Origin of the sequence: Rheinheimera maricola (assembly GCF_016918075.2) — a bacterium.
Lineage (GTDB): Bacteria > Pseudomonadota > Gammaproteobacteria > Enterobacterales > Alteromonadaceae > Alishewanella > Alishewanella maricola_A.
Genome location: NZ_JAERPS020000001.1, coordinates 1,221,681 through 1,244,468 on the forward strand (window position 1 = coordinate 1,221,681; position 22,788 = coordinate 1,244,468).

Consider the following 22,788-nt stretch of genomic DNA (forward strand, 5'->3'; position numbering starts at 1 on the left):
GTAACAGTTTACTGCTAGGCTGAACAATAACTTAAGCATAACGTTAAAAGCTGGCATCATGTCAAAATATTTGCTTGCCATCGATCAAGGCACCACCTCCAGCCGCGCCATTATTTTCAATCAGGCACTGCAGCACATTGCTTGTGCCCAACAAGAGCTAACCCTAAGTTATCCAAAGCCGGGTTGGGTAGAACAAAACCCAGAACTGCTTTGGCACAGCGTTCAACATTGCATGCTCACAGCCATACAGCAAGCAGGCCTTAGCGCTAATGACATTGCTGGCATTGGCATAAGTAATCAGCGCGAAACCACATTAATATGGCATAAAGGCAGTGGTAAAACGCTTTATCCAGCCATTGTTTGGCAGGATCGGCGCACCAGTGCACAATGCCAGCTGCTCAAAAACGCCGGGCTTGAGCCGATGTTACAGCAAAAAACCGGGCTACTGGCCGACCCCTATTTTTCAGCCACTAAACTGGCTTGGTTGCTGGACAATGTGCCGCATGCACGAGAGCAAGCACAACGCGGAGAACTCTGTTTTGGTACTGTCGATTGCTACCTGTTGTGGTGTTTAACTGGCGGTAAAGTGCACGCCACCGATGCCAGCAATGCCAGCCGAACAATGCTGTTTAATATTCATCAGCAATGCTGGGATGACGAACTGCTACAGCTGTTTAACATTCCCGCGCCGTTATTGCCCCAGGTTCGAGACAATGCCAGCCATTTTGGGCAAACACAGAGCGAAATACTGGGCAACACCATACCGGTTCTCAGTATGATAGGCGATCAGCAATCAGCATTGCTCGGACAAGCCTGTATTGAAAAGGGCATGGGTAAAAGCACCTACGGCACCGGCTGTTTTGTCGTGGTAAATACCGGCACACAGGTGCTAAACAGTCAGCATAAATTACTCAGTACTGTCGGCTGGCGCCTTGCCGGCAAAACCACTTATGCACTCGAAGGTAGCATTTTTATGGCCGGTGCTACAGTGCAATGGCTACGCGATAAATTGGGTATTATTCAGCACGCCCGCGATACTGAGGCGTTAGCACGTCAAAGTAACTATCATCAATCCGAGTTACTCATTCCTGCCTTTACTGGCCTTGGAGCTCCTTACTGGCAGCCCGGAGTACAAGCAGCGTTATTTGGTATGACACGCAACACTGGGCCTGCTCAGCTAGCTGCAGCAGCACTGTGCAGCGTGGCCTATCAAAGCCGTGATTTACTTTGCGCTATGCAGCAAGATGGCATCAGTATAGATAGCCTGCGGGTAGATGGCGGCATGACAGCAAACTACTGGTTTTTACAAGCACTGGCTGATCTTAGCCAAACTCCCGTTATCCGCTGTCATACCAGTGATGCCACAGCGTTTGGCGCGGCTTTTTTGGCCGCATTGCAACTAGGCTGGTTTAATCAAATGGCGGATATCACAGCGCTGTGGCAAAGCGATGCGCAATTTAGCCCAGGTCTGGCGGCAAATACGGCACTGGCGCTGCATCAACGCTGGCAGCGGGCCACCACTGCATTAATTGCTTTGAATTTGAGCTTGTCTGACTGAGATGTTTACTAGTTCGGTAACAAAGTTATAACCTACTGAGATAAAAATCTTTTTTAAAATTAAAAAAATAATCTTGCGTAATATTTACACAGCAATTAGAATGCGCTCGCTCGAAAGGCAAGTCTCCTGAAAAGGAGAACACGCAAAGCTTCAGGTCTAAGGGTTGCCGTAAGGCATCTACGATAGCTGGGCTGCCGTCGCAAAGTGCGATGTTTATTCTGCTCTGTCAGAGTTAAACGACATGCCTTATGTCCTTTCGTAAGCTGCAACCCAGGTTGCATAAATGATTGTAAATTAACTCACATTTTGGAGCTTGAATATGAACGTAAAATTATTCTCTTTAGCCACTGTTATCGCCGCAACTTCATTTATCAGTGCTCCAGTTGCCGCTGATGATCAATTAGCTATATCTATTTGCTCTTATGTTGCTGCCGATAGCAAAACCAATCTGCGCAAAGCCCTGTCTGACAATCGCTTACGTCTGCGTAATGTATATGACGGTATTGTGTGCGATGGTTTACCACTGGTTCGCCACGCAATTAAACACAATGCTGAAGACACAGCGGGTTTCATTATCAGCCAACTGCCAGGCAGCCAGGTTGCCGCATCAGGTGATGCTGAATGGGCTGCCAGCAATGGTTTTGCTGCATCGCCAATTATCAATGCGATTAAAGAACGCAGTGCCAGCTAATTAGCTTATTGATACAAACAAGGCGCCTAAACGGCGCCTTGTTGTTTTTACGCCACAGCAAATTTAACTGTACGCCATTGGTAAGCTACTCGCTGTTCAAACTTTGAGTGCAAAACAATGCTGTTTTACGTGTTCTGCAATACCTACTCCAGCCTCAGACATCGTTAAATAGGTTTGATCTGCACCGGCAGCGATAATGTCGCGTGCTTCATCATCGTGCATACTGTGCGACACAATAAAACCATTAAAACCCGCATTACGTAATTTGCTGGCGGCAATCATTTTCGCCTCAACGTCATTCATGCTAAGAATAACGGCTTCAACTTTGCCAAAATCCAAGCCCTGCCAAAACACTTGATCTTCGGCGTCCGCGTAAAAAATATTGATGCCTTTTTTCTGGTGCGCGGCAACTTTTGCCGGGTCAGAATCCATAGCAATAATATTGCGGCTGGTTTGCAAATAATTATATGCCGAGGTTCCGGTGCGTCCCATGCCCATAATGAGTACATCCGCATCGCCCAACGATACCGGTTGTTCGTCCGGGTGATGAATATTACGTTCAAATTTAAGTAGGTGCTGACAAAGCTTCTCATATAGCGGGTGTGCCATGCGGTTAAGTGGTGCAGAGATTACAAAAGATATCGCTACTGTTAACGCCAGCGGTATTAACCATTCCGGTAATACTACGCTGGCAACGATCAGACCAAATTCACTGTAATTGGTCAGGCTAATGCTGGTTAAAAATGCACTGCGTGCACGTAATTTAAATAGAATTAATAGCAAGAAGAATAGCAGTGCTTTAACAGGAAGCAGCAACGACATCACCCCGGCAAATAGCCAGGCATTAGCATCTGGTAAGCCATCGATGCCTATTTGCAAAAAGAAGCCGACCAGAAAAAACTCTTTAATGCTCCACAAAGATTTAGACAACTCGCCAGCACGGGCGTGCTTCGCCAACATGGCACCGAACACCAAAGCGCCCAATTCAGAGCTTAAACCTACCAGCTCAAAACCCTGACCGCCAATCACCAGCGCCAGCAATAAACCAAACAAGATCAGTAAGTCTTCATGACCGCTGGCATCAAGTAATTTGTAAAGCAGTGGCCGCAACAGTGGCAAAGCAAACACCAGTAGCGCCCACGGCGAAGGTGTCGTGCCATTGGCCAGGCTCATTACCAGTAAGGCTAGTAAATCCTGCATGATCAAGATCCCTATTGCCACCCGGCCGTGAAAAGCACGTATTTCGCGTTTACCTTCCAGCACTTTCGCCGCCAAAACGGTACTGGAAAACGCTAACGCCACCGCCAGCATTAACGCCTGATACCAGCTAACTTCAAAAATAAACAGCACTGCCGGCAGCGTTAAAATAATTGACAGCGCAAAATGCAACATGCTGCCACCCAACACCTCGGGTTTACCCAAGCTGCGCACATTAAGTTTTAAACCGACAGTAAATAACAGCAGCAAGACACCTAAATGAGCGATGTGATGAATAATCGACGGCCCCTCTGGCGGCAAGCTCATTTCTGAGGCGGTGGCCGAGATAACAAAACCAGCCAACAAATACCCTACTAGCGGCGGCAAACCAATGGCCCGCACCAGCAACCCCAATGAAAAAGCAAAACCAATCCAAACCGCTTCAAGCATCTGTAGATCCCATTTTTATCTTATATTCTTAAAACTACTTAAAATTTATTGCCACTGTATTAATGTGGATCATTAATGTCGTGTTTCACTGTGGCTACCGAGTCGTCTTTTCGCCGGGTAAACACATTACCATTGTTACGGTGTATCCATTCGTTATAGGTACGGTGTACACCACGACGCATTGCACTGAAAGCCTTACAACAAATCGATTCCCACTAACACTGCAATGACTAGCAGCGCCAATTTAATCGCGACCAGTTCCAAACCAATAATAAAACCACATAGCAACGCCGTACCTAGCTCGGTCCAGGCGAAAGGACTGATGTCAAAAATCAACTGCCAATCCAGCATGGTTGCTCCTTAGTCTTTGCGGGCCTGTAACTTTGCTGCCAACCATTCAGCCTGAGTTATTGGAGAGGTTTCAGTGTCACGCAACTGCTGTAAGTCTGCGTCCTGTTTTCGCTTAGCAAGCTTTTGTAATATAGCGTAATTTTCGCTATCCGTGCGCTTATTCCAATCGACAATTTCGGTAATATGACGAAAACAGCCAACGCACACTTTATCGGCATTTAAGCGACAACACGCCACACACGGTGATTCAACCATACATTTACTCCTGTTTTATCGGTTTTTGCCTGTGTTCTGGCGCAAGGTTATTGCGAATAACTTAACTCCGGCGCGTGTTTATGTCACTCTGCTGGTGCAGCATACCAACGACAATAAAAATAGCAAAAACAACTGACAGGAACCCGTACATGAAAACCCCTATCCCTACCTTGCTGGCACTGACTGTCAGCAGCTTTTTTTTACAGGCAGAAACCGAACAAGAACCCGCCTGGGATGTCAACGCACCACAAGGCCAGTTTGCAACAGTTAACATTAAGGTGACCCAAGGTAGTTGGATGAACGTGACGGTAAGCCCGGATGGCAAAACCATTGCCTTTGACTTGTTGGGCGATATTTACACCATGCCAATAAATGGCGGTACTGCCAAACAACTGACAACAGACATTGGCTGGCAAATGCAGCCTACCTTTAGCCCCGATGGCAAACACATTGCTTATACCAGTGATGAAGGCGGTGGCGATAATATATGGCTAATGAACAGCGACGGCAGCGAACCCCGTGCGGTTACCAATGAAACCTTTCGGTTGTTAAACAGCCCGGCCTGGAGCCCGGATGGTGAATTTATTGTCGCCCGCAAACACTTTACCGCCAGCCGCTCCTTAGGTGCCGGCGAGATATGGCAATACCATAAAACCGGCGGCAGCGGCATTATGCTGACTGAGCGGCCAAATGATCAGAAAGATTTAGGCGAGCCGGCATTTTCGCCCGATGGCAAATACATTTACTTTTCGCAAGATGACACCCCGGGTAAAACCTTTCATTACAGCAAAGACTCAGAAAGCGGCATTTACCAAATAAAACGCTTTGAGCGCGACAGCGGTAAGTGGGACGTAGTGCTGGACGGCGCCGGTGGTGCTATTCGGCCAACGCCGTCGCCCGACGGTAAATACCTGGCTTATATTCGCCGGGTAGATTTTCAAAGCACGCTGTTTTTATACGATTTAGCCAGCGGAGAACATATCAAACTGTATGATGGCTTAGACCGCGATATGCAAGAAACCTGGGCTATCCATGGTGTTTACCCCACGCTGGCCTGGACGCCGGATAACAAAGCGCTACTGTTTTGGGCCGGCGGCGATATTAAAAAATTAACTGTCGCCGATAAAAAAGTCAGTACGGTGCCGTTTAACGTCGACACCAACAAGCAAATTCAAACAGCAGTACGGGTAAAACAGGATATCGACAAAGAGCAGTTTAATACTAAAATGCTGCGTTTTGTGCAGGTATCACCCGATGGTAAACAGGCAGTATTTACCGCACTCGGACACTTATATATTACCGATGTCGACAACCCAAAACCGCGCCGCTTAACTAAGCAAAGTACCGACTTTGAATACTACCCACAGTTTTCCCGCGACGGTAAAGAGCTGGTATACGTTAGCTGGAACGACAACAGCCAGGGCGCGGTAAATGTGCTGAATTTGCGTAACGGTCGCATCAGCAAGCTGACCAGCGAGCCAGGCAAATACGTTGAGCCAGCATTCAGTCCTGATGGTAAAACAGTGGTATACCGTAAAGCCGGTGCAGGAGATTTGCTACCACGGCAATGGTCATTAAACACAGGTCTTTACCAAATCAGTAGTAAAGGCGGTAAAGCGGACCTTATTAGCCGCAATGGTCACTCGCCGATGTTCGCTGAACGTAATGATGTGGTGTATGCCATGGACTACGGTAAATCTCCCAGCCTAATCCGAATTGATTTAACCAAACACAGTCAGCAAACGCTGTATACCGCCAAATTTGGTACCGAATTTAAACTGTCACCCGATGGCAAATACCTGGCGTTTGCCGATCGCTTTAAAGTGTTTGTAACGCCGTTTACCGAGCGCGGCAGTGTCATTGATATCAGCGGCAACGATAAGCAGTTTCCGGTAAAACAACTGTCGGTGCGTGCCGGCGAGCACATAAGCTGGAGCGGCAACAGCCGTCATCTTTACTGGAGCTTAGGCCCGGAACTATATCATGCCAGCATTGAAGGCTTATTCGAGTTGGCTGATAAAACCGATTTTACCGCCAAAAACGGCGTTAATCTGGGTTTTAGTGTGCCCACCGACAGCCCGCGCGGCAACGTGGCCTTCGTTGGCGGCCAGGTCATTACCATGAACGGCGATGAAGTTATTCAAGATGGCGTAGTACTGGTAGAAAACAACAAAATTAAAGCGGTAGGTAAACGCGGAGAAATTGCGGTGCCAACCAGTGCAACAATATTTGATGTCACTGGCAAAACTATTATGCCAGGATTGTTTGACGCCCATGCCCATGGTAGTCAGGGTAGCAATCAGATAATACCGCAGCAAAACTGGCTGAATTATGCCTCGCTGGCTTTTGGTGTAACAGCAATCCATGACCCGTCAAACGACACCCGTGAAGTGTTTGCCGCCAGTGAAATGCAGCAAGCTGGACGAATCGCAGGGCCACGTATTTTCTCAACCGGTACTATTTTATACGGCGCCGAAGGTGCGGGTTATACCTCGCATATTGATAGCCTCGACGATGCAAAATTTCACTTAGAACGTTTGCAAAAAGCCGGCGCTTTTAGTGTGAAAAGCTATAATCAGCCCCGAAGGAATCAACGCCAACAGGTGATACAGGCAGCGCGCGAGTTGAACATGATGGTGGTACCGGAAGGTGGCTCGTTAATGCAACATAACCTGACCATGATTGTCGATGGTCACACTACCATTGAACATGCATTACCCGCGGCAAAGGTGTACGACGATATCAAGCAGCTGTGGCAAGCCAGCAAAACGGCCTACACGCCAACGTTAAACGTGGCTTACGGCGGTATTTGGGGCGAAAACTATTGGTATGACAAAACGGAAGTGTGGAAACATCCTAAACTGCGCACCTATGTGCCAATGGACCAGCTGGCACCTCGCAGTATGCGTCGCCCCACCGCACCGGATAATCACTACAACCACTTTAATGTGGTGAAAACCGCCAAAGAACTGAGTGATGTTGGTGTAGTGGCAAATATTGGTGCTCACGGCCAACGTGAAGGTTTGGGCGCTCACTGGGAAATCTGGATGTTTGCTCAAGGCGGCATGAGCCCGCTGGAGGCATTAAAAACCGCCACCATTAACCCGGCAAAAACTTTTGCAATGGATCATCAGTTAGGCTCGCTTGAGCCTGGCAAACTTGCCGATTTAATTGTGATAGACGGCAATCCATTAGAGGATATACGTGTTAGTGACCGGGTTACCCATACCATGGTAAACGGCCGCTTGTTCGATGCCAATACGTTAAACGAAATCGGTCTGCGCGACGTGAAGCGCCTGCCGTTTGAGTTTGAACCGCGTTAATTCAGTGGGTCTTCCAATAGGGGCAAAGTAATTTGCCCCTATTTTTATGCTTATTACTCAAATAATTACTATCAGCACAACTTAACAATGTAGACTTTAGCTGAGAGTTCATTTGTACAACTCCTGCTACGCAGTCAAACAACTTAAGGCATGAGTAGTAAATGCAACTGATTGCGATATTGTTCTTCTTCCTGGCTATCAAATGGCAAAACTACATCGTCTTTACCGTTGCCGGTTAAATCAAATACCCGCACTTTGCGTGCATCACGTGGTAGGTTGAGCTTAAAGCGCTCGCTCTTGCGACTGAATAAACGTTTAGTTTCATGCTGATAGAGTCGCAGTTCAGTCGTACCCTCGCCCAGCAACAATGACTTCTCACCGTTGCCTTGCGTATCGGCCAGTAAAAACAGCGGCATATCGTAGCGCAGGTTTCCTATGCTAACGTCAATAGTGGCGTGCTGGCGAAAATCGGCTTTTTCGGCGTATTGCCGCTGTGTATTTAACAGATAGAAATCGATGTCCAAATTAGCACTACCACGCAACAGCACCCGAATAATAGTGCCAACGCCAAAGTGGGTACTGGGAATATAAAAGTCTTTGCGGCCATCATTGTTAAAGTCATCTATTACCACATCTATTGGCGAAGTATCGGTGGTTATAAAGGTGTCAGGTTCAACGTTAAAGGCTAGTCCCTGTGGTGTTACGCGGCCAAAGTGAACGCGAAAACTGTTATTACGCTCCAACGCATCGGCTAACTGCTCGCGGTTAATCACTAAATCCGCCACACCGTCGCCATCTATATCGCTAATGTCGCGCAGCGTATCAATATTCTGGCCATTGTAACTGCGCCCGGCGTCGTTACGCTGATCGGCTTCCTGCTCGGTTGACAAGGTTACTGGCCAATCAGCCATAACCGGTTCAGTGGCAAAACCACCATCGGCTTGTTGTAAGAACAGTTGCACTTTCCCCTGCCAGACAAAAGCAATGTCTGGGCGATTGTCCTGATTAATATCAACAATATAATGTTGCCTTGGCGTGTAATCGGGGCTGTTGCGCCAGCTTTGTACCTGTGCAGGAATAGCCAGTGCATAATGCTTAAAACTGCCATCGCTTTGCTGACGGTATAAATGCGTGTATTGAAAATCGGCGATAAGGAAATCGGTTAAACCAGAGCCTAAATCAACAACAAACTCAGCCTCTCGTAAACGATTCTGATCCAACACTCGATATATAGATTGCGCTGTAAAAAGCACTTTCGCTCCACTGCCGTCACTGTTTAGCCGGCTAACGCCACCCAGCCCCAAAAAAACCAAGGTCGGCGCCTTTTCCCCCACCAGTTTAGCCTGATTAAAAAACTGTGCATCTTCGGGTATGCTCAGCGGTCGGCTCGTGTACGTGGTCAAATCGACCAGACTTAACCCGCGGAAAAACTGGCTATATCCCGATACTGCCAACTGCTTACGCTCAGCTAAATGAAGCAAGCTGCCATTGGGAGGATGAGGCAGCTGTATTATCTGAGTAGTCATAGTGCCCGCCTGCGCAAGCGCAGAAAAACCAAACAGTAACAAAGTTGCCAGGTATCTATTCACGTCGACGTTGTCCTTGTTATCGCCAGTAAGTTAGCTCTGATAACAGTACTGCGATAAAGTTGCTGGTGATTAATAAAAACTTAGGGCTGACGGTTTAATATTTGCGCGCGGATCTGCGCCACCTCACCACTATCGACCATTTGCTGCCAATATTGTTGCAGTTGAATTTGCATAGCGGGTGCAATACTGCGGCGGCTAAATGCGAAGTACACCGGGTTTTCGTGCAGTACAAAAAATTTAACATACCGCTTAGCGAGTTCAGGTCGGCTCAGTAATTCGTCGACTATCATTTCATCTTCCAACGAAGCTATCACTCGACCAGAAGCCAGCATGGCTAGTTTCTGTTGGTTGCCTGATGCATAAAATAATCTACTTGTTAGCTGCGGATCATCAGCCAACATATGATGCCATTCAGGCCCGTAATACGCGCCCTCTGTTACTGATATTGCACCATTCATACGTAATAACTGTGCAAGACTATTCACGGTATGAGCAAGGCGCCGATAGCCGACAACCACCATGCGTTCAGTATGATGCGGACCAATAAAATAACTATATTGGCTGCGCTCGGCCGTCTCTGACATGGCCACCATAACGTCGAGCTCTCCGTCTTCCAACATTTTAATCGCCCGCCCTGCCGGTATTGACACCGGCTGCGCCGTACAATTAACTTTTTGTAGCAGATGGTCAAGTAAGGCATAAGATTGCCTTGATAACCAAGTCTGGCTATGTGCGCCTGCAGCGTCACTTTGCTGCTCCGATTCTACACGCACACTGAATTGACACGGTGTTTGCTGTGCACTAACCGAAACACAGCTAAACAGCAGCAGTAAGGCTAATAGCCATTGCTGACGGGATAACCACATTATCTCTAACTCTGAGTAAGCATTAGGGTCAATATAGCCTTGTGCTAAACCTGCAGCAAGCTGCATTTTCCCTTATAAAAAAGCCAGCAATTTGCTGGCCTTTGAAGTTGAACACACATTAAACTGAAAATTATCGCGCGTTAGTACTCTCAAAAATTTTATCAGCGGAAGCTGCAACAAAACCGGTATACAGCAAACCGTCAGCTACCGCATAACGGCGGGCAAACTCGTAAAAGCAGCTGGGAATGGTTGCCACAACATCACTAAACTGCACCTGATGCAGATCGGCCAGCGTGGAAGACTGCTCTAAATACACCTGTGGCGTACCTTTTATTTCGCCACCCGACATATTTAGTAAAAAACCAGCCTCTTTCAGTGCGTTGTTAACTTGCTCTAAGCTATCAAAGCTATGTAAGTCATTCACGCTTACTGTGAAGTGGTTTGCACGATAGCCCCAGGCAGACACCCAGGCAGCATATTCGCTTTCTGCTAACAGCTTCTCGTAGGTTGCCTGGCTTACCTGCCAATGCGTGCCACTGTAGAGGAAGTTATCTGCCGTTACTGCCTCTGCGGGTATTTGCTCGACTAACGCTGTGATAGTGTCTCGCAAATAGGCTGAACACTTATCTAGTAGCAGTTCGGAGATAAATACTTTCGGCAAACTGCGATCGGGGTGCTCGTAATGTTTGGCATACAGCTTTTTTGCTTCAAAATGGTATTCACCACATTCTTCATAGCCCAGCGCTTTAAAATGCGCCGCTAACTTCTCCAACCCTACCTTTTCCAGGTTAAAGGTACGCAGCGCGATATGGTCGTTTATCACGTCATCTTGCTGCGAGCTGCCGAGTAACTGGTGTACTTGTTTGGCAGATGGGGTCACCGCTACATAGTCTTGCCACAGATTGGCAAACAACACTTTTACATCAGTATGCATTTTTAATCCGCCTTAACATTTTTTCCGGTTATTACTTGATTGGCCCTCAGGCCTTATCCAACACTATAAATCTTGCCATGTCGCCATTGTGCAGGCGCAGTGTATCGGCAAATTCTGCGCTTAGCAGCAACAGCTGCTGATCTGCATCAAACTTTGCGTTTTTACTAAAGCTGGCGCGAAAGCCTTGCAGTTCGGTATTCGCCACGGCCAGCGTTTGCTCACCTTGCACATCGGCAATTTTCACCTGTACTTTCTTACTTGCCGCCACCGACTTTATCTGGCTTAGCCTCGCCTCTACTGTCGGGCCGGCATCAAACAAGTCGATATAACCACGATGAGCAAAGCCTTCACTTTCCAGCATCTTCAGTGCCGGTTTGGTATTTTGATGCACCTGGCCTATTACCTGCTGCGCCGACTCTGGCAACAAACCCACATAAATCGGATGGCGCGGCATCAGCTCAGCAATAAAGGCTTTTTTACCTACCCCAATCAAGTGATCTGCGGTTGGGAAATCAATGGTTAAAAACAGCTTTTGTAACCAGTGCCAAAATGGCGGTTGGCCGCTTTCATCAGCCGCACCACGCATCTCAGCAATGACTCTATCGCTAAATCGCTGTGGATGCTCTGCCATAAACAAAAACCGTACCTTGGATAAAAACCGGCCGGCGTGGTTGCGCCGATAGCTTTCACGCAAAAACAGCGTACAAATTTCTGACGCACCGGTGTAATCGTTACACAACGTCAGGGTGCGCAGCTGGTTAAATACATTTAACTCAGCGCTATGGTGAATCACTGTATTCTGCTGAAAGTGATACAGCGGCGTGCTTAAGCCCACCGCAGCTTCAATACCGGTAGTGCCGACAATTTCACCCGTCTGGGTATCTTCCAACACAAACAAATAACCCTGATCACCCGGGCCATCAATCTTGGCGGCAAAGCTGTGCTCAGCATGGTCAATTTTTTGCTTTAAACGCACATCGTTTACCGGCAGCGAGGTAAAACCAGCACCTGACTCGATAGCGATCTGCTTTAACGCTGTGAAATCTGCTGCCGTTATCGGCCGGATCACTAACATGATTTACGCCTTCACTACTTGTGCAACAGCATTCTCAAAGCGCGCTAAGCCTTCAATGATATCGGCATCAGGGATAACCAGTGACGGTGCAAAGCGCACTACGCTAGTACCGGCAACCAGTGCCATTAAGCCCTGATCTGCCGCCGCTAACATAAAATCACGCGCTTTTCCGGCGTAATCGCTGTTTAATACCGCACCTATTAACAAACCTGCACCGCGCACTTCACTAAATACATGGTACTTTTCGTTAATTTTTGCCAAGCCATCTTTAAACAGCTGCTCTTTTGCTTTAACGCCAGCAAGTACCCCAGGGGTATTTACGGTGTTAACTGCTGCTAAGGCCACAGCGCAGGCCAAGGGGTTGCCGCCATAGGTAGAGCCGTGTGTGCCAACAACTAAATGCTTAGCAATTACAGTCGTGGTTAACATAGCACCAATCGGGAAGCCGCCGCCCAGTGCTTTTGCGGTAGTTAAGATATCCGGCGTAACGCCGTAGCCCATATAGGCATAAAGCTCACCCGTACGACCCACACCGGTTTGCACTTCATCAAAAATCAGCAGGGCATTGTGCGCATCGCACAGCTCACGCACGCCTTGAATAAATTCAGCTGTGGCCGGCATTACACCGCCTTCGCCTTGCACCGGTTCAACCATTACCGCACAGGTATTGGCGTTAATCAGCGCTTTTACGCTGTCCAGATTGTTAAACTCACCGTGTACGATCGCTTCTGGCTTAGGGCCAAAACCGTCTGAATACGCAGGCTGGCCACCCACGGTGACGGTAAAGAAAGTACGGCCATGAAAGCCTTGCTTAAAAGCAATAATCTGGTTTTTTTGCTCACCGTAGTTATCTTTAGCCACGCGACGTGCCAGTTTTAATGCCGCTTCGTTGGCTTCGGCGCCAGAGTTAGCAAAATAGACTTTCTCAGCAAAGGTGCTGTCAACCAGGGCTTTAGCCAACAGCAACGCCGGTTCGTTGGTCATCACGTTAGATAAATGCCACAGCTTATCAGCCTGATCTTTTAACGCAGTAACTAACGCTGGATGGCAATGCCCTAAGCAGTTAACGGCGATACCGCCGGCAAAATCGATAAACTCCGCACCGTTTTGATCCCAAACACGAGAGCCTTCGCCTTTTAGCGGAATAATTTTTGATGGCGCATAGTTGGGTACCATCACGTCATCAAATAAACTTCTTGTTACCTGCATAAAAACCTCACTGTTGCGTTAAAGCGGCCTGCCTTTATTTACATAGTCGGTGGCTGGCACGGGTAAATGTAGCGCTATTATATTGCGTGCAGCCGTCATATTGCAGTATCATTATCGACAATTTTAATGGCCAACACTGCAATTTAACGCAAAGGATTAGCAAAATGATAAGCAAGGAAGATGAAAAGCTATTGGCGGTGCTAAAACACAACGCCCGCGCCAGTATTTCTGATTTAGCCCGCATGCTGGATTTATCCCGCTCCACGGTACAAACCCGTATTGCCCGCTTAGAGCAAAGCGGCGTGATTAAAGGCTATTCCGTCGATTACGGTGAAGACTACCTGGCGTCACTGGTTTCGGCCCATGTCAGTATTAAAGTGCGACAAAAACTCACCGCCAAAACCAACATTGAACTTAAACAAATCGCCCAGGTATCTGCACTTTACGCCATCAGCGGCGAGTACGACCTTATCGCCATAGTACAGGCACAAAGCACTGAACAGCTAAGCCATATTCTGGATGATATCGGCAATTTAGACGGCGTAGAGCGCACCAACTCCTCGGTGATCTTAGAAACCAAGTTTAAACGTTAAAGTGATAAATAAAGAAACCTATAGATAACAAGTTGTAAATAAAACTTGCTGTAGCCATAACCACGTTTTAAAATTCGTGCAATTTACCGATAAGGATATGGTTATGGCTGAGATTCTACTTCCTACCCGAGCAACCAGAGCAAGCTCATTATTTACAGATAACGCTGCGCAACTGCAGCACGCTAATAATGTTAACCGCAATATCGTTACTGATATCATGCCGGCATACAAGCCTTACCTGCTGTCTGCCGGAGTAAACGACTCTCGTTTTCATCAACAAATGTGTACTATTCCAGAAAAGAATCTCACTGTCATCGCAGAAACTGCTCAACACTATGGTGATATGACAGTTCCTATTGCGGAGCTTGTTGAAAATGAGATTGTCCCATTTTTACATAATTATCAGGACTTTGGACTGCCCGCATCCTCCGCAGTCATAGGTGCAATGTCAGAACAAGCAACTGGCCTACACAAAGCTCTGGCGAAGTATCAAGCAGCGTTAGTCGACTTACACAACACGAGTAAATCACAACAGCAGCAGTCTGGTGCACGAGCGAAAGGCGCTTACAATCCTGTTATCAAGCAAAAAGTGACAAGAGTAAAGCTTGCGCATGCTGAGTTAAACAGTATGTTTAAACACCAACTTGAACGATATGCCGCTATTCACAAAAGTAGTAAGGTGCAAAGCGTTTTAAGCGATGTAAACAAAGGCATCAATATTGCCAAAGATGGTAAAGATATGCGCGGCTCTTCAAGAGGCAGTTTACGTACAGCGCAATCCCTCACCATTACCAGTAGTAAGCAAGTCAGCACGTTAAGTAACTATGCAAAACATGCCAGACTTGGTGGTTCTGCATTAATTGTTGTTGACGCAGGTTTGAGGGTCAACAAGGTGCGTTCAGCCAGAGCCAGAGGCCAAGATGCTAACCGCGTTGCAGTAACCGAAGGCGCTGGTTTTGTTGCATCGACCGCGGCAGGTATATTTACTGCGAAAGCAGTTATAGGCTTAGGGATAGCGCTTAGCGTGACACCTGTAGGCCTTTTTGTATTAATTGGAGTTGGCCTCACTGCAGGTTACTACGCAGCAACCACTGCTGATGAGAAAACCAAACAGTGGGCAGGTAACGAGTATGACCGTTATAGAAATGGTAATTAATTGTGGGTGAGTCAGTTTATGAGCTCTGGATTGGCCGCACTGCCCTGCTACTGCTGGTATCTTTGGTCATTTCATGGCTAATATTTGCCAGTTTTAGTATGCGCCCAATAGAAAAAAAAATGCGTGATGCTGAATTAAATGATGTAAGTCAGCTTGACGGTCCGGGCTGGCGAGTTGTTTGGTATGCCTGGGCTATTTTTCTACCGATATGCTGGTGTAATAATGCAAGTGATCCAGTGCTGAATCCCGTAAATGTGAAAAAATTTGCCACCCGTAAAGATTGGTGGTTAGCAGCCTGGTTTTTTCTATCTGGCTATATGTTTATTGCCCTGATTATTATTGATGAAATTTTTTGGTCCTAAAAATGTAATTTATAAGATACCCGCTGCCAACGTCATTCGGCATATTCATTAGCTTTAACAAGGATGTATGCATGCCATTTATGCAAAAACTACGCTTGCGCTTTAAATATGGCCCTGAGCTTTTAAAACTGCAGCAACAAGTTGACCAATTACAGGCAGACAAAGCCGGGGATGCAGCTTTGGAGCCGGTGCTAGCCAAACTGGCAGAACGTTATATTGATTTTAATTTTAAAGCCGAAGGTTTGGCGTTATTACCTGAGGTAGTGCGCCTGCAGCAAAAGCTATTTGGTCAATACAGTGAACAGCTGCTGGCGACCTATGAGCAATACTGCTTTGCTTATGACGGCGATAAAAAAGTAATACCCTATTACCGCTTAGTTCTTCAACAACTGCAACACTTACGTGATACTAAACACGATGAGGCTGCTACCTTGTATGAGCTGGCAGAGCTTTATGAAGATTGGGATTTACTGGCAGACGCTGAGCACTACCTGCAGCAAAGCCTTGAAGTAGCCAAAAGCTGCGTGGTTAAAGATGATGAGGATTTATCATCCTATGTTTATTTCCTCGCTGACTTTTATGGCCGTCATCAACGACACGATGACGCAACTGCCACCGTTAACCTTTATCTGCTGCATATTGGCCGAAATGGCCCGCCTTCGCGCTTTGCCTACAGTGCATACCTTAGAGTATTAGCTGGTGTATATGAAAACAAAGGCGACCTGCTTAAGCAACAACAACTGATAAAAAAAGCCGACTCTATAATCGACGACTCGTTCGTCGCTGTGGACATGCACTCGCCTACCGACTCAGTAATATCAGTTGACAAGGCATCACTACGCAAGCCCGCGATGCTGCTGTTTGTAATAGCAGCTGTAATTATCGCTGGACTGCCGTTTATTTGAGCTTACTTTAACAAGGTTACCGTTGGCTCGCGCTGTTGTTGCCACAGCGCCGGGTTAGCGCGTAAATACGCAATAAACGCCTGGGCGGCGACTTTACAATCTACACCGTCTGTTTTGCACGGTAGCGCGGCAACATTATGATATTGCGTAGTAAAAGACTGCTGACCGCTACTGTCTTGTATAGCGATAACGCGTTTAACCGGATATAACACCACTTGCTGCTGGCGCAGGATAATATCCAGCCGGTCGCTGTGTTCTGCCTGCAGTTGCTGCAGCAACTGCCAACCGTCATTGCCATCGGCCAGATAACTGGTGGTTACCAGGCTATAACGTTGTAGCGGCTGAACAGTTTGCCAGCTGCCGTCGTGTTTAATATCCAGCGTGGTTAATTCTGCGGTAGCCGGGCCGGTTTGCTTCGCCACATAGCGTATTCCGGCAACATAAGGAAACTTACCGGTATGGGCACCGGCGACCACCGACTGACTAATAATATCGGTCAGTAGCATGCGCAAATCTGTACCGCTGATACTCAGCACGCTAAGCGGTGTATCAAACGGCAGTACTTCCAGGCGAATATTACCTTCGCGCACCTCACCGGCCGCCAAAGGCGCACGGATATTGCCAGCCGCAACCAATGACAGCTGCACCGGGCGTTTCATAAGGTGTTGTACCGCATCCTGGTTAACATAGTTAAGCATGGCATCGGCTATATGCCCTGCCAGCGGCGAACCATGCTGGTCGCTGCCGCCGCTACCGGGCAGGCGCACATGCGGCACTTCGCTTTCGGTGCTGCTAATCACTGCACCGTAGGCTTGCTGTACAGCCGGTAAATAACTGCTATCCAGTACAGCGCGCAGCGCGGTATCTTCGGCCACAATGGCGGTGCGCGGCAGACCGGCAACATAACGCTCTGTCGCAGCTTGTTCAGCTGCAGCAATACGGCTGGCTTCATTACGCAGCGCTGAGCGAAAATAATCTGTGCCCGCCAGCAAGGTATTTTGCCCGGCACAGCTTAGCAGAGCACCGGTTGCGTCAAATTTAATTTCAGCCAAGCCCACAGCCTGCGCAAACTGCCCTGCCTGCACCACACAGGTCTTACCTTTGCCATCCGGGTTAGTTACCAGCTGAGCATAGGGCCGTTGGTTGCCTAAGTACCAGTGGCGAAAATCACCTAGCAGACTGTGCGAGTGGCCACCGACAATGGCATCGATACCATTTACCACGCTGGCCAGCGCCAGGTCGCGCTGATTCCCCAAGTGCGTTAGCGCGATAATGTGCTTAACTCCCTGCGCCGTTAATACATCGACGGTATGCTGCGCACTTTGCATTTCATTGTTAAATATTACCGCACCGGTATCGGGTGCTATGGCGCGCATATCCTCAAGCGCAAGGCCAAATACCGCCACCAGCTCACGCCCTGCTGCTGCATCAACACTCGCCACAGCTTTCAATTGGTTGTTGTCCAGTACAAATAAGCTGTAAGGCTTCAGGTTTTGGCTATTTACCAACAGCGGCTCAGCCCTGGTATCAACGTTGGCAGCCAGCAAAGGAAAGTTTACCTTGTCGACAAAGTCCGCCAGTTTGCTCAGGCCAATATCAAACTCATGGTTACCCAGCGCCATGGCATCAATGTTCATTCGGTTTAACACATCGATATTGATGCGCTGCTCAAACAGCTCAAAATAAGCACTGCCTTTAAACGCATCACCGCCATGTAAAAACAGCGCTGGCACACCCTCTTGCGCAGCTTGCTGCCTTAACTGCTTAGCTTGGGTCAATAAACGCGGATGACCGCCAATGAAGGTAAAGATAGGCTCACCGGCAGCGTCTTTTACGTTAGCCGGGCTGGCATCGAATTGTGAGTGGGTGTCGTTGATATGTATAAGACGTACAGTAAAAACCTGTTGTTGCGGCATTGGCACAGTGCAGCCACAGAGTATTAAAGCAACGGAAACTAGAGAGCAGACAAAACGCATACAAATACCTTTGAGACAACACCAGCATAAGCCGTAATGGCTGCTACCTTAAGCACAAATCTACACTGACTCAAGTAAAAATAGCGTAGCACCGCATGCACCTACTCACAGCAGCCAACCCACTTAATGCCAGGCGACCTGACTGCGCCCCTGCTGTTTAGCACGATACAGAGCACTGTCGGCACGCTCAAACAAACTACGAAAGCTATCGCCGCTTTGTAGCGCGGCCACACCAAAACTAGCGGAGACCTGCAATTGATCTGCCAGCTCAATCTGTAGCAAGCGTTCAATAATACGCTGGCCTATAGCGACGACGGCATCTTGTTCGGTATTGGGTAGTATCACGACAAACTCATCACCGCCATAACGACCAATTACATCAGTTGGCCGCAGAAGATGCTGCGTTACCTGACACGCTTGCTGCAATACCTGATCGCCGACACTATGGCCTAACTGATCGTTAATCTGCTTAAAATGATCAATATCAAACACCATCAAGCACAGCGGTTGAGCTTGCTCCAGGCAGCGGCTGATTTCCAGCTCGGCCCGTTGTTGTAAATGATCGCGTGACGCCACCTGAGTTAAACTGTCAGTTGCGGCGATAAGCCTTAGTTGATAATTCGCGGCTGTCAGCGTAGGCACAGCTAATGCAAATAATGCATTGGCTGCGATAACATTAATAGCAAATTGGTACACCATCACATAGTCCATCAACGCCAGCAAATTAACCAACAACGCGATAAAAAAACTGCTCAATGCCACACTAACTGCGTTGAAAAAGGCAGACTCGGTACAGGCAATCCACATATGCGGTATCACCAGAAAAAAAACGGCAAAGGCGCTCTCGGGTGTATTGGCATACCAGGCCAATAACATTGCCAACGTTAACAACGATAAAGTAAGCGCAAGTTTGTACTTAAATTGTGCTGTGGCGATGCGTTGCTGCGGGCCGATATAGTTTTCCAATACAAACTTCGGCGCTGGATACAATACGCTAAGCACGCTGGCAAACAACGGCGCAATAACGACTACGCCGGCTAAATCACCAATCCAGAAGGGTAACCAGGTGCTACTGATTGCAGAAAATGGCAGCATGGCAGATAGCACCAACGCGGCGATAACTGCAATAGTAGCCAGTATTGAACTAAGTGCGGCAATGAGCAAAAAGCCAATAACAAATAACGGCAGGTTGAATTGACCACGATTAGCCAGCTGGCGCAAGATTCGGGCACCGGCATAGTATGGAATGATATGCGCGACACCAAATAGTAAGCCGCCTTGCAGCAACTGCCAAGAATCCAGCTGCAGCTGATAATAATGTCCGGCCCAGAAAGTGATAAGAACACAAGCCGACAACAAGGCTGGAATAGCACGCACACCGACAATAAACAACGCCGCGAAAGTCAGACCGGCAGCCGGGAACCAAACGCTGGCGTGTTCGGTGTATTCCACCAGCAATCCTAGCATCCATACTGCCAACCACAATACGAACAGCAACAGATTCCGCAACAGCATTGATGTAGAAAGTTGCCGGGCAAAACTGGATAATCGCTGATAGAAGTGCGTCATATGCTGCTTATTATTGTTATTTCAGCAAAAGCTTAAGACTGATTATAGCGCTGCGCGAATTTTTTCCGCCAGTGCTTTTATTTTTTCCATATCGCCCATTCCAGCTCCATGGCCGGATAATTTAGATAAATGCTCCGGAATTAAGTGAAAGTGCAAGTGCGGTACTGTCTGGCCTGCAGCAGCGCCGTTTAACTGCATTAGCACTACGCCTTCAACGCCAAGGGTAGATTTAAGCGCCGACATCACTTTTTGCACCGTGGTCATGGTATGGCTAAGCTCGTCTGCCGGAATATCTAACAGCGTCTCAGCCTGAAATTTCGGGATCACCAGGGTATGGCCGTCGGCCTGCGGCATAATATCCATAAAGGCCAGCGTGTAGTCATCTTCGTACACTTTAAAACTGGGGATTTCATCACGCAGAATTTTGGCGAAAATATTGTTGTTATCGTAGCTCATGCAGTTCTCCTTAATGCGGGCCAATACAGCAAACTTAGTCGATTATGCCAGTACTTGACGATATTAAACCAGCTTTTGACGGAACAGATTAGTACGCAAACACGGGTGTTGCAGCAAAGCGTTTTAACTGCACAAATACCGCGCATGAAACCGAAGATGCTGTTCTATAAAGCTGGCGATAAAATAGTAGCTGTGGTCATAACCTGCCTGCAGGCGGATCTCAACCGGCGCAGCGCTTTGCTTGGCGGCAGCAATTAAGCTGTCGGTGCGCAATTGCTCAGGATAAAAACTGTCTGCCGTACCCTGGTCAACCAATAGCGGCAGTGGCTTCTCTGCACTACTTAACAGTAAAGATGCATCATATTGCTGCCATTGGCCTTTATCATCGCCTAAATAGCCGCTAAATGCCTTAATACCCCAGGGGCAATTAACCGGATTGCAAATAGGTGAAAACGCCGAAATGCTGCTATAGCGCTGCGGGTTACGCAGACCAATGACTAAAGCGCCATGACCACCCATCGAATGGCCGCTGATAGCGCGCTTATCCGACAGCGGCAGTGCGGCTTCAATTAACTGCGGCAGTTCGTTAACAATGTACTCGTACATGCGGTAATGCTTAGCAAACGGCTCGCGCGTAGCATTAACGTAAAAGCCGGCGCCAAGGCCAAAATCATAAGCGCCGTCTGCATCATCCGGTACGGCATCACCGCGCGGGCTGGTATCCGGCATAATCAACGCGATACCCAGCTCAGCGGCTACTCGCTGCGCCCCGGCTTTGGCGGAAAAATTCTCATCAGTACAGGTTAAACCCGACAGCCAATACAGCGCCGGCACAGCTTGTGTTTCTGCCTGTGGCGGTAAAAACACCGAAAACTGCATATCACAGCTCAGCGCAGTGGATGTATGGGTAAAACGAATTTGTTTGCCACCAAAGCAAAGCTGTTCGCTGACTTTGCTTAATGTTGAAGTTGTCATAGATTATCCATAGTTTTAAGTCTGGACAGCTTACAACACCCGCCTTGGCTCGTCACAGCAACTCGTTCGCGCTTGCGCGCTCGCTCAGACACTCTGTGCCGACCAAAACGGGGTTCTAATCCGTCCATCACTTACATCTGCTTCTCACTAAAAATGAATCACGGTGCGAATAGACTTACCCTCATGCATCAAATCAAAGGCTTCGTTGATCTGCTCCAGCGGCATGGTATGGGTAATAAAGGTATCCAGCTCAAATTCGCCGTTTAGATACCGCTCAACATAATCCGGCAACTCAGTGCGGCCTTTTACGCCACCAAAGGCCGTACCACGCCACACCCGGCCGGTAACCAGCTGAAATGGCCGGGTCGAAATTTCCTGGCCGGCACCGGCTACACCAATAATGACCGACTCGCCCCAGCCTTTATGGCAGCACTCCAGCGCCGAGCGCATAACGTTAACATTACCGATACACTCAAACGAGAAATCTACGCCACCATCAGTCATTTCAACGATAACGTCCTGAATTGGCTTGTCGAAATTTTTCGGGTTAATAACATCAGTAGCGCCAAGCTTGGTGGCGATATCAAACTTACTTTCGTTAATATCAATAGCGATAATACGGCTGGCTTTGGCCATTACCGCGCCAATAATGGCAGACAAACCGATACCGCCTAAACCGAAAACAGCTACGGTATCGCCCTCTTTCACCTTGGCTGTGTTCATTACCGCGCCCATACCGGTGGTGACACCACAGCCGAGCAAACACACTTTTTCCAGCGGGGCGGCTTTATTAATTTTAGCCAGCGAAATTTCCGGCAAAACTGTGTATTCAGAAAACGTCGAAGTGCCCATGTAGTGATAAATTGGCTTGCCGTCCTTAGAAAAGCGCGTGGTGCCGTCGGGCATTAGCCCCTTCCCCTGGGTGGCACGAATGGCCTGACACAGGTTAGTTTTACCGGACAAACAAAACTTACATTTGCCGCATTCCGGGGTGTACAACGGAATAACATGGTCACCCACTGCAACCGAGGTTACGCCCTCGCCTACAGCTTCTACTACACCACCACCTTCATGGCCTAAAATCGCTGGAAAAATACCTTCAGGATCTTCACCCGACAGCGTAAAAGCATCAGTGTGGCACACGCCGGTGGCGATAATTTTAACCAGCACTTCGCCTTTTTGCGGTGGCATTAAATCCACTTCTTCAATCGATAATGGCTGGCCCGGCCCCCAGGCCACAGCGGCGCGTGTTTTTATCATTTGCATCAGGTTGTCCTTTTTGTTGTTTGCACAGGGCA

21 protein-coding genes and 1 riboswitch are annotated in these 22,788 nt (G+C 48.1%); of the genes, 7 read left to right on the forward strand and 14 right to left on the reverse strand.

Annotated elements, in window-relative coordinates:
- Nucleotides 1-58: 58 nt before the first annotated feature.
- Both glpK and I4W93_RS05570 read left to right on the forward strand, forming a co-directional pair.
- Nucleotides 59-1,558 (forward strand): glycerol kinase GlpK, encoded by a 1,500-nt coding sequence (glpK, locus tag I4W93_RS05565; RefSeq protein WP_205310381.1) that lies wholly within the window; start codon nt 59-61, stop codon nt 1,556-1,558.
- Between the two features lie 106 nt (nt 1,559-1,664).
- Nucleotides 1,665-1,757: riboswitch (cyclic di-GMP riboswitch) on the forward strand.
- 120 nt (nt 1,758-1,877) lie between these two features.
- On the forward strand, nt 1,878-2,249 hold the full coding sequence (locus tag I4W93_RS05570) for a DUF3718 domain-containing protein (RefSeq protein WP_205310380.1): 372 nt from the start codon (nt 1,878-1,880) through the stop codon (nt 2,247-2,249).
- 96 nt (nt 2,250-2,345) lie between these two features.
- On the opposite strand, the gene I4W93_RS05575 is transcribed toward I4W93_RS05570, so the two are convergent.
- The 4 genes from I4W93_RS05575 to I4W93_RS05585 are packed head-to-tail and all read right to left on the reverse strand — an operon-like array spanning nt 2,346 to nt 4,502.
- A complete protein-coding gene (locus I4W93_RS05575; RefSeq protein ID WP_205310379.1) occupies nt 2,346-3,896 on the reverse strand; it encodes a cation:proton antiporter domain-containing protein in 1,551 nt (516 codons plus the stop codon).
- A gap of 59 nt (nt 3,897-3,955) precedes the next feature.
- A complete protein-coding gene (locus I4W93_RS20325; RefSeq protein ID WP_255604587.1) occupies nt 3,956-4,078 on the reverse strand; it encodes a hypothetical protein in 123 nt (40 codons plus the stop codon).
- A 13-nt stretch (nt 4,079-4,091) separates the two neighbouring features.
- Nucleotides 4,092-4,247, reverse strand: coding sequence for a hypothetical protein (locus I4W93_RS05580; protein WP_205310378.1), 156 nt, complete (start codon nt 4,245-4,247; stop codon nt 4,092-4,094).
- 9 nt (nt 4,248-4,256) lie between these two features.
- Nucleotides 4,257-4,502: a DUF1289 domain-containing protein gene (locus I4W93_RS05585; RefSeq protein ID WP_205310377.1), complete on the reverse strand. Its 246-nt coding sequence runs from the start codon at nt 4,500-4,502 to the stop codon at nt 4,257-4,259.
- A gap of 149 nt (nt 4,503-4,651) precedes the next feature.
- Here I4W93_RS05585 and I4W93_RS05590 point away from each other — a divergent pair, with 149 nt between their 5' ends.
- Complete coding sequence (locus tag I4W93_RS05590; protein WP_205310376.1) at nt 4,652-7,825, forward strand: amidohydrolase family protein; 3,174 nt, start codon at nt 4,652-4,654, stop codon at nt 7,823-7,825.
- 143 nt (nt 7,826-7,968) lie between these two features.
- On the opposite strand, the gene I4W93_RS05595 is transcribed toward I4W93_RS05590, so the two are convergent.
- The 5 genes from I4W93_RS05595 to I4W93_RS05615 all read right to left on the reverse strand — a co-directional run bounded on the left by I4W93_RS05595 (nt 7,969) and on the right by I4W93_RS05615 (nt 13,498).
- Nucleotides 7,969-9,351: an FG-GAP repeat domain-containing protein gene (locus I4W93_RS05595; protein ID WP_205310375.1), complete on the reverse strand. Its 1,383-nt coding sequence runs from the start codon at nt 9,349-9,351 to the stop codon at nt 7,969-7,971.
- Between the two features lie 143 nt (nt 9,352-9,494).
- The gene (locus I4W93_RS05600) at nt 9,495-10,346 is read right to left on the reverse strand and encodes a substrate-binding periplasmic protein (protein WP_205310374.1); all 852 of its coding nucleotides are present in this window, start codon (nt 10,344-10,346) and stop codon (nt 9,495-9,497) included.
- 64 nt (nt 10,347-10,410) lie between these two features.
- Complete coding sequence (locus I4W93_RS05605; RefSeq protein ID WP_205310373.1) at nt 10,411-11,214, reverse strand: DUF1338 domain-containing protein; 804 nt, start codon at nt 11,212-11,214, stop codon at nt 10,411-10,413.
- A 46-nt stretch (nt 11,215-11,260) separates the two neighbouring features.
- Nucleotides 11,261-12,289, reverse strand: a complete 1,029-nt coding sequence (astA, locus tag I4W93_RS05610; RefSeq protein WP_205310372.1) for an arginine N-succinyltransferase — start codon at nt 12,287-12,289, stop codon at nt 11,261-11,263.
- Nucleotides 12,290-12,292: 3 nt separating this feature from the next.
- On the reverse strand, nt 12,293-13,498 hold the full coding sequence (locus tag I4W93_RS05615) for an aspartate aminotransferase family protein (RefSeq protein WP_205310371.1): 1,206 nt from the start codon (nt 13,496-13,498) through the stop codon (nt 12,293-12,295).
- A 164-nt stretch (nt 13,499-13,662) separates the two neighbouring features.
- Here I4W93_RS05615 and I4W93_RS05620 point away from each other — a divergent pair, with 164 nt between their 5' ends.
- The 4 genes from I4W93_RS05620 (at nt 13,663) to I4W93_RS05635 (ending at nt 16,514) form a co-directional block, all read left to right on the forward strand.
- Nucleotides 13,663-14,091: an Lrp/AsnC family transcriptional regulator gene (locus tag I4W93_RS05620; RefSeq protein WP_205310370.1), complete on the forward strand. Its 429-nt coding sequence runs from the start codon at nt 13,663-13,665 to the stop codon at nt 14,089-14,091.
- Between the two features lie 103 nt (nt 14,092-14,194).
- Nucleotides 14,195-15,247 (forward strand): hypothetical protein, encoded by a 1,053-nt coding sequence (locus I4W93_RS05625; protein ID WP_205310369.1) that lies wholly within the window; start codon nt 14,195-14,197, stop codon nt 15,245-15,247.
- 119 nt (nt 15,248-15,366) lie between these two features.
- Nucleotides 15,367-15,609 carry a hypothetical protein gene (locus I4W93_RS05630; protein ID WP_205310368.1) on the forward strand — a complete coding sequence of 81 codons (243 nt, stop codon included), beginning with the start codon at nt 15,367-15,369 and terminating at the stop codon, nt 15,607-15,609.
- A 71-nt stretch (nt 15,610-15,680) separates the two neighbouring features.
- Nucleotides 15,681-16,514, forward strand: a complete 834-nt coding sequence (locus tag I4W93_RS05635) for a tetratricopeptide repeat protein (protein ID WP_205310367.1) — start codon at nt 15,681-15,683, stop codon at nt 16,512-16,514.
- 2 nt (nt 16,515-16,516) lie between these two features.
- Here the strand turns inward: I4W93_RS05635 and I4W93_RS05640 are convergent, their stop codons facing one another.
- The 5 genes from I4W93_RS05640 to I4W93_RS05660 form a co-directional block, all read right to left on the reverse strand.
- Nucleotides 16,517-18,430 carry a bifunctional metallophosphatase/5'-nucleotidase gene (locus tag I4W93_RS05640; protein WP_224673278.1) on the reverse strand — a complete coding sequence of 638 codons (1,914 nt, stop codon included), beginning with the start codon at nt 18,428-18,430 and terminating at the stop codon, nt 16,517-16,519.
- A gap of 183 nt (nt 18,431-18,613) precedes the next feature.
- Nucleotides 18,614-20,059 carry a GGDEF domain-containing protein gene (locus I4W93_RS05645; RefSeq protein ID WP_205310365.1) on the reverse strand — a complete coding sequence of 482 codons (1,446 nt, stop codon included), beginning with the start codon at nt 20,057-20,059 and terminating at the stop codon, nt 18,614-18,616.
- Between the two features lie 42 nt (nt 20,060-20,101).
- The gene (locus tag I4W93_RS05650) at nt 20,102-20,515 is read right to left on the reverse strand and encodes an HIT family protein (protein WP_205310364.1); all 414 of its coding nucleotides are present in this window, start codon (nt 20,513-20,515) and stop codon (nt 20,102-20,104) included.
- A gap of 123 nt (nt 20,516-20,638) precedes the next feature.
- The gene (fghA, locus tag I4W93_RS05655) at nt 20,639-21,490 is read right to left on the reverse strand and encodes an S-formylglutathione hydrolase (RefSeq protein WP_205310363.1); all 852 of its coding nucleotides are present in this window, start codon (nt 21,488-21,490) and stop codon (nt 20,639-20,641) included.
- Nucleotides 21,491-21,637: 147 nt separating this feature from the next.
- Nucleotides 21,638-22,747 carry an S-(hydroxymethyl)glutathione dehydrogenase/class III alcohol dehydrogenase gene (locus I4W93_RS05660; protein WP_438646773.1) on the reverse strand — a complete coding sequence of 370 codons (1,110 nt, stop codon included), beginning with the start codon at nt 22,745-22,747 and terminating at the stop codon, nt 21,638-21,640.
- Nucleotides 22,748-22,788: the final 41 nt, after the last annotated feature.